Below are 7445 nucleotides of genomic sequence, written 5' to 3' on the forward strand. Positions count from 1 at the left end.
CTTCGCCCGAAGGCTCAAGACCCTCAGCGGTCTCACGCCATACGAATACATCTGCAAGATCTGGACTTCAGAGCCAGACAGATTCAATGTCGATCCGATCCACCAAATGCCGGGACTGAACACCTAGCGGCTTCCAATTTCCAACCTGGCGATTTTCAACAAGAGCTTTGCTGCCCGCAGACCATTTCGGATCGGCGTTTCAATAAGTGCGAGCAACCTTCCTGATGGACCTATGCCGATTTCCCCTACCGCAGTTTGCTTTGGCCAGCGGCTTCCCCCAGATTACAACATCCATTCGACAGGCAGCCACCCGACAAGACGGGCCATGCCGCGCTGAAGGACGGTCGTGTTCGGGTCGGCGTCGTAAGTCTGTGGGGGGGCGTCGCTGGTCTCTTCGGTCCATTCCAGGTGACCATTGCCGTTCTCTTGGACCCGGTATGCATAGCTCGGTCGGTCGAGAGTTCTGGCAAGGGAAGCGGCGATCGTCGGGCTCTCGATCAGAATACCCATTTCGGTGTTGAGCCGCGCCGAGCGGGGATCGAGGTTATAGGATCCGATGAAGGCCTTGGTGCCATCGAAGCCAAAAACCTTTGCGTGAAGCCCGGATGCCGAGCCGGACAGGATTTCAGGAAGGCTGCGGTCAACGTGCTTCTCCCGCATCGCCTTGAGTTCGAGAAGCTCCACGCCACTTTCGACGAGGCCTTTCCGGTATCTCATGTAGGCTGAGTGGACTGGCATGACATCGGTCGCTTCGAGGGAGTTGGTCAGAACGCGCACCCGCACGCCATTCCGGGCCATGTCCTCCAGCAGCGCAGCTCCCCTTGGTCCTGGAATGAAATAGGCCGACACGAGGTCGAGCGAGGTCTCCACCTCCGCAGCCAATGCGAAAAGCTTCTCGACGACGATTTGGTCTTCCGTTGCCTGCCCCAGCCCTTTCGACGGGTCGTCCACGAAAAGCGTGGCCTCCCCCCATTCGAACGTCAGTTCTCGCGCCGCGATCCTCTGCGAGAGGCCATGGTCCTCGATTGCCTTCCGATAGCCGGCCCCGATGGCGGATTCTCGAGCTTCCGACGCCGCGGCGGCAATTGCCGGCTCGCCGGCCGGAGCAAGAACACGATCGGCCGCATATGACGAGCCGCTTTCCCAAAATGCAGCAAAGGAGGCGGTGACATCGTCGACAATGGGTCCGACCGCGATCGCATCCACATCGAAGTAATGCGTTCCCTCGCCGTATTCGAAATAGATGTCGCCGATATTCCGCCCTCCCACGATCGAGGCAACGCCGTCGAAGGTCATCGACTTGTTATGCATCCGCCGATTCAAACGGCGGAAGTCGAACAGGTAGGACAGCAGCTTGGGGTTTCTGAGGGTAAACGGATTGAATATCCGCACCTCGGCGCTCGGCATAGCATCCAGTTCCGCAAGGAGCGCGTCGAGGCCAGGAATGCCGTTGTCGTCGACGAGAAGGCGAACATGCACGCCGCGCTCTGCCGCATTTCGGAGCTCGTCAAGCAACATCAGGCCCGTCGTGTCGTCTTGCCAGATGTAATATTGAGCATCGATAGAGGACATGGCCGCCCGCATCAGCGCGATGCGCGCGGCGAAGGCGTCAAGACCGTCGGCCAGCGGACGAACGCCCGAAAGTCCCGGATGCCGATCGATTGCCGGCTGGACCGCCATGCCGAGAGGTCCGTTCCACGCCGGCGACAGGTCTTGCGCGGTCTCCTGGAAGCCCTGCTCGGGCAAGGGAAAGGCTAGCTTCAGTCCCAGGATGCCGGCGGCAACGATGACAAGAACGACAGCAAGTATCCGGAAGAACCGCATGACACACCTTCTCCAATGTCCGTTTCGGAAGCTCGCATATGACGCTCGAACATTCCAGCAGCCGGCGCGTTAGCATGCATCGTTGGCGAGGGGGGATTCCGCGAGCGTCCGCTTTCGAAGAAGCCTTCTCGATAGCTGAACAGTTGCGGCAAATAGCGGCTGCTCGCGGCCACGTCGGTGACGCGGCGGGCTGAAACCACCCAGACACGAACCGGGGCCTGGGTCCGATCCCTGCTGGAACGCAAGCCAACGAGGCTCGTCACGGTGGCAATCGCCAACAAGACCGCCCGAACCGCATGGGCCCTGCTTGCGAAGGGCGAAACCTACAGGGCCGAACCGGTCATCTGAACGAAGGAACGACACGCGGCGCAAACATCGCCGCGAAGAGATGCAAGGGCGAATGTGAGTGATGATGATCAAATGGATCCGCTGCTGGGACACCCCGAGGTGGTGTCAGGGCTTCGAAGCTCGCTGGTCTGATCGGGACCCGGCATGCGGACTTCATCAAGGCCGGCGGTCAATGGTGCCGCGCATAAAGGCCGGACAAATGACTGCAGCTTGCTTCGACCAAAGTCACACAAGAAATCCCTTGCAAAACCGGGGTCGTCCACAAATGACACCACCATTTGGGGGCTACTTGATAACGCCGATCTTCTTGCGGTCGATCGTGATGAAAACGGCGAGCACCAGAACGAGCCCCTTAGTGAGGTATTGAATGTAGGGGTCGACACCGACCATGTTCATGCCGTTCGAAAGGATGGTGATGATAAGCACGCCGAGCAACGTCCCGCCGATCCCGCCGATTCCGCCGGTGAGTGGCGTGCCACCGACCACGACCGCTGCGATCACGTCGAGTTCCAGGCCTTCGCCGAGTTGGGCTGTAGCTGCCATGGTGCGCGCCGCCTGAAGAAGGCCGGCCAGGCCGCACAACAGGCCTGAGAGGGCGAAAATCAGGAATTTCACGCGCTTCACCCGGATGCCGGTAAGGTGCGCCACCCGCTCGCCGCCACCGATCGCCTTGACTTCCTTGCCGAAGACGCTCCGGGTCAGGACGATGTGACAGATGAAGGCTGCGGTGAGCGAAATGATCGCCGCGTGCGGAACGCCGAACGAGCGACCGCCGAACAGGTTCAGGAATCCGATCTCGAAGACGGAAACGGGCGCGCCCTTGGTGAAGAGTAGCACGAGGCCGCGATAGACCACCATCGCGCCGAGCGTCACGATGAACGACGGCACCTTGCCCCAGGAGAAGACGGCACCGCTGATGGAGCCGGCGACGACACCCGCGCCGAGCGCGGGCAGCAGCGCCCAGGGCCCGAGCGGGTCGACCGTCAGCGCGCCGGCAAGCGCAGCTAGGGCAACCACGGAGCCAACCGAGAGGTCGATGGACCCGGCGATAATGACGAAGGTCACGCCGAGTGCGGCGACGAGCAGCACCGAGGACTGCTGAAGGATGATCATCATGTTGCCGACGGTGAAAAACCGTTCCGAAAGCGACGCGAAGATGACGCACAGCACGGCCAGCAGGAAGAGGGGAAAGAAGGTCCGCAACCGCTCCGCGCTGAAGACCTGCCTTTCCGGCGCCGCCGAGGCCGCCCGCACCGAACCCTGATCTGCCATTCCCATTCACCTCATATCATTCGGGCCACCAGCTCCGCTTCGGCGACCGGTGGATCGTTGACGATCGTTGTCTCGAGTACGCCATTGCGGAACACGGCGATACGATGTGCAAGTCCGATCAGCTCAGGCAGGTCCTCGCTGAGAAGAATGATGCCAAGCCCATCCGCCGTCAGCCGGTCGAGTGCGCGATAGATTTCCTGCCGCGCGCCGAGGTCGACCCCGCGCGTGGGCGAGTTGACGAGCAGGATCCGCGGCGCCGCAGCAAGGCATTTTCCTAGAAGAACTTTCTGCATGTTGCCGCCGCTCAGGCTGTCCACGGGCACGAAGGGGGACTCGGTCTTGATGTTCAGAGAGGAGATGGCATTGCGAGCGAGTTCCTCCGCCAGTGTCGCGTCGTAGAAGGGGCCGCGGTGCGGTCGGACCGGAAGGGCGATGTTGTCGACGACGGAAAAGGCAGTGATGAGGCCCTGACCGCCCCGGTCCCCGGGCAGGTAGGCGATCCCGCTCTCCCAGGCGTCGCTGGGAAGCTTCGGCTGGATCTCCCTGCCGTCGAGCGTAACGTGCCCCGCGGGAAGCCGCCGATCGCCGGCGAGGGCTTCCATGAGCCGCTCCCCTCCGGCTCCCTTCAATCCGGCGATCCCGAGGATCTCGCCCGCGTGAAGCTCCAAATCATAGGCAGGCGCATCGACACGGCTACGGGCTTTCTCCACAGTCAAGACCGGCGTCGCGCCTTCGGGAACTGGCCGGCGCGCCGGATAGAGGTCGTCCTTCAATTCGCGGCCGACCATCAGCGCATGCAGTTGTGAGGGGGTCACGTCGCCGCGGGCGTAGGTGCCGACAAAATTGCCGTCCTTGAGGACAGTCAGGGTATCGGCGATCTCGAACACCTCTTCGAGGTGATGCGAGACGAAGGCCACCGCGATGCCTTCGCTGCGAAGGCGCCCGACCGCGTCGAGAACCGCACGAACCTCCGTGTAATTTAGATATGCGGTGGATTCGTCCATCAGAACGATGGATGGGTCGACCGAAAGCGCCCGGCAGATCTCGACGCATTTCATCTGACCGAAGTCGAGCGTGTGCGCCATCGCGCCGGGGTCGATGTCGATTTCGAGACGATCGAGCAATGCTCCCGCCGCCCCGTTCAGCCGCCGCGCCGAAACGAGGCCCAGCGGCCCGCGAAACTGGGACAACCGGTCGATGAAGATGTTTTCGGCCACGGTAAGTGTCGGGCTCACCGTCAGTTCCTGGAAAACGAGCGCAACGCCGCGCTCGCGCGCCGCGGTCGAGGACGCCGGCCGAAAAGGGTCATTGTCAAGCAAGATCGTGCCGGCATCGACGTGCTCGACGCCGGCACAGATTTTCAGGAGGGTCGACTTGCCCGCTCCGTTTTCGCCCACGAGCGCATGGACGCACCCGGGTTCGAGCGTGAGCGGCACATTTCGCAGGGCTTGCGTGCTGCCGAAGGCCTTGGAAATGTTGCGTGCTTCGAGCCGCATCGGAAGCCTCCCCTCGTCTGGCCGCGTCAGTTCGAGTACGTCATCTCGAAAACGGCCGTCTCCGCATCCGGATTGTAGACCCGCGAACGAAGCTTGAAGTCGTACTCCGGCACGCCGCCAGGGAAGTCCGTCTCGAACTGTTCAACGAGGTTCTGCGTGAGCGGCAAGAGGTCGAGCTTCACCTCGGCGAGGTCGGCCGGGATCGGTTTGCCGTTGAGGTAGTCGTACATCAGGACGAGCGCGAAGCCGCCTTGAAGCCAGTGGCCGCCGATGTCGAACAGCAGGTCGCCGCTCTTCACCGCCTCGACGTTCTCCGGATTGAGATCCATGCCCACTACGAGGACGTCCTTGCCCGGCACTTGGCCGGCGTTGCGCAGCGCCGCGATGACGCCCGTCGCGGTGCCGCCATTGGCTGCCCACACGCCCTTGATGTCTGGATTGCCCTGGTAGAGCGATTCGAACACCGTCTGCGACTGGTCGCGGACGAAGTTGCCGTCCACCTCGCCGGCAACCCGCACTTCTGGATGCTCCTCGAGCGCCCGCGCCAGCCCTTTGCGGCGATCTATCGCTACCGATGTGCCTGCAGTACCATTCACGACGCCGATCACCTTCTCGCCGTCCGCGTTCGGCTCCATCGTGTCGAACAGCGTCGTCGCCATCTGGTAGCCAGCATCGGCGTCGCTCGGGCCAATAAAGGCGATGTAGTTGGGGAACATCTCGTTCTGCGGCGGCAGTTCGAAATAGGTATCGGTGAGGATCACTGGGATGTCGGCCTCTTTGGCCATGGTCAGGCCCGGCGCCGCCGTCGCCCAGTAGGGCGTGTAGATGATACCGTCGACGCCGCGTGCCACGAGATCCTCGAGGCTGCGGATCATCTGGTCGGACTTGTTGTCCGCGTTCAGAACGATCAGTTCGACGCCGAGTTCTTCCGCTCCGGTGCGCATGAAGTCGACGTAGTTGTTCCAGAACTGCGCTGCGAGTGTCGGCACCACGACGCCGATGGTCTTGCTCTCTTGCGCGGTCGTAAAACCGGTCGTCGAAAGGCAGATAGCGGCGGCCCCCAAACCGGCAACGACGGTGCGACGTGTTGCTTTGAAAGACGTCATTTCATTCCTCCCTGGTTTTGATTATCGTGCATACCTTGACAGCGGCCAACGACAATGTCGACCGGATTCACCCTGCGTTTTGAAAGGAGACCGTCATGAAATACAACCGTTTGGGAAGATCCGGCCTGAAGGTGTCGGCGCTGCAACTCGGCACGATGACGTTCGGTGGGCAGGGTTTTTTTGCTAAGACCGGTAAGGTCGATGCGACGGGCGCCAAACGCATGGTCGACATGGCCCTCGACGCTGGCGTCAACATGATCGACACGGCCGACGTCTACTCCGAGGGCGTTTCGGAGGAGATCGTCGGCGAGGTGCTCGCCGGGCGGCGCAAGGATGTGCTTCTGGCCACCAAGGCAAGGTTCCCCATGGGACCCGGGCCCAACGACCAGGGCCTGTCCCGACACCATATCGTCGAGGCCTGCGAAGCGAGCCTACGGCGCATGAAGACGGACTACATCGATCTCTATTGGTGTCATGAATGGGACGGCCTGACTCCGGTCGAAGAGACCCTTTGCGCGCTCGACGAACTGACTCGCGCCGGAAAGATCCGGTATTTCGGCGTTTCGAACTTCGCCGGCTGGCACGTCATGAAATACCTCGGCGCCGCAGACCTTCACGGGCTGAACCGGCCGATTGCGCAACAGATCCACTACACCCTCCAGGCCCGTGACGCCGAACGTGAGCTTATGCCGATCGCCGTCGACCAGGACGTCGCCGCCGTCATCTGGTCGCCGCTCGCGGGCGGATTGCTGACCGGCAAGTACCGTCGCAATCAGCCGGAGCCCGACGGCACGCGGCGCGCCGAAGAATGGGACGAGCCGCCGGTTTACGACACGGATGCGCTCTACGACATCGTCGAGACGCTGATAGAGGTGTCCGAGGAACACGGAGACGCAACTCCGGCGCAGGTTGCGCTCGCGTGGCTGTTGGGCAGGCCCGGAGTTGCCAGCCTGGTCGTCGGAGCACGCACCGAAGCGCAGCTTCAGGCCAACCTGAAGGCAGTCGACGTGACACTCTCGCCCGAGGCATCGAGCCGTTTGGAGCGCGTGAGCCGTCTGCCGCTGAGCTATCCCTACTGGCACCAGGCAAACACGGCGGCCGATCGCCTGTCGCCTGCCGACCTTGCGCTGATCGCGCCCTATCTTCCGTCCTGAGTCGCACGCAGGGCGAGTTTCAGTCGTGACATCGTCCCGTCTACCGCGAATGCCCGGGGCGGGTCATGTCAGGGGAACTTAAGTTGCGGCGGGGTAGGGCGCCGATTAACTTCCCCTGATGCCGAAACCTGACCCGTTCAAATACTTCAAGACGAGCCGCGAGATCATCCGCCTGGCGGTGATGTTGTACGTCCGTTTCCCACTCTCACTGCGGAACGTCGAGGACCTGCTGCACGAGCGCGGGA

Annotated in this window: 5 protein-coding genes and 3 pseudogenes; 4 read left to right on the forward strand and 4 right to left on the reverse strand. The window is 62.1% G+C overall.

Going from position 1 to position 7445, the window contains the following annotated elements:
- Positions 1-127 (forward strand): annotated as a pseudogene (locus EU800_RS25490) (IS481 family transposase); the annotation flags it as partial.
- Positions 128-282: 155 nt separating this feature from the next.
- On the opposite strand, the gene EU800_RS25495 reads toward EU800_RS25490, so the two are convergent.
- The gene (locus tag EU800_RS25495; protein ID WP_129636276.1) at positions 283-1824 is read right to left on the reverse strand and encodes a phospholipase D family protein; all 1542 of its coding nucleotides are present in this window, start codon (positions 1822-1824) and stop codon (positions 283-285) included.
- A gap of 159 nt (positions 1825-1983) precedes the next feature.
- On the opposite strand from EU800_RS25495, the pseudogene EU800_RS29225 reads away from it, so the two are divergent.
- Positions 1984-2172, forward strand: a pseudogene (locus EU800_RS29225) (IS110 family transposase); the annotation flags it as partial.
- A 285-nt stretch (positions 2173-2457) separates the two neighbouring features.
- Here EU800_RS29225 and EU800_RS25500 read toward each other — a convergent pair.
- The 3 genes from EU800_RS25500 to EU800_RS25510 are packed head-to-tail and all read right to left on the reverse strand — an operon-like array spanning position 2458 to position 6046.
- Positions 2458-3444, reverse strand: coding sequence for an ABC transporter permease (locus EU800_RS25500; protein ID WP_165354851.1), 987 nt, complete (start codon positions 3442-3444; stop codon positions 2458-2460).
- A gap of 11 nt (positions 3445-3455) precedes the next feature.
- The gene (locus EU800_RS25505; protein ID WP_129636278.1) at positions 3456-4940 is read right to left on the reverse strand and encodes a sugar ABC transporter ATP-binding protein; all 1485 of its coding nucleotides are present in this window, start codon (positions 4938-4940) and stop codon (positions 3456-3458) included.
- Between the two features lie 26 nt (positions 4941-4966).
- Positions 4967-6046 carry an ABC transporter substrate-binding protein gene (locus EU800_RS25510; RefSeq protein WP_129636279.1) on the reverse strand — a complete coding sequence of 360 codons (1080 nt, stop codon included), beginning with the start codon at positions 6044-6046 and terminating at the stop codon, positions 4967-4969.
- Positions 6047-6141: 95 nt separating this feature from the next.
- Between EU800_RS25510 and EU800_RS25515 the strand changes: the two genes are divergently transcribed.
- Both EU800_RS25515 and EU800_RS25520 read left to right on the forward strand, forming a co-directional pair.
- Entirely contained in the window at positions 6142-7200 is a 1059-nt protein-coding gene (locus tag EU800_RS25515; RefSeq protein ID WP_129636280.1) for an aldo/keto reductase, read from the forward strand.
- A 118-nt stretch (positions 7201-7318) separates the two neighbouring features.
- A pseudogene (locus tag EU800_RS25520) lies at positions 7319-7445 on the forward strand (IS6 family transposase); the annotation flags it as partial.

It is taken from the genome of Tropicimonas sp. IMCC6043, from assembly GCF_004146235.1.
GTDB lineage: Bacteria > Pseudomonadota > Alphaproteobacteria > Rhodobacterales > Rhodobacteraceae > Tropicimonas.

Bases quoted from the DNA above. Each gene is read 5' to 3' on its own strand.
- EU800_RS25495 (WP_129636276.1), bottom strand. From the start codon at position 1,824: ATGCGGTTCTTCCGGATACTTGCTGTCGTTCTTGTCATCGTTGCCGCC.
- EU800_RS25500 (WP_165354851.1), bottom strand. From the start codon at position 3,444: ATGGCAGATCAGGGTTCGGTGCGGGCGGCCTCGGCGGCGCCGGAAAGG.
- EU800_RS25515 (WP_129636280.1), top strand. From the start codon at position 6,142: ATGAAATACAACCGTTTGGGAAGATCCGGCCTGAAGGTGTCGGCGCTG.
- EU800_RS25510 (WP_129636279.1), bottom strand. From the start codon at position 6,046: ATGACGTCTTTCAAAGCAACACGTCGCACCGTCGTTGCCGGTTTGGGG.
- EU800_RS25505 (WP_129636278.1), bottom strand. From the start codon at position 4,940: ATGCGGCTCGAAGCACGCAACATTTCCAAGGCCTTCGGCAGCACGCAA.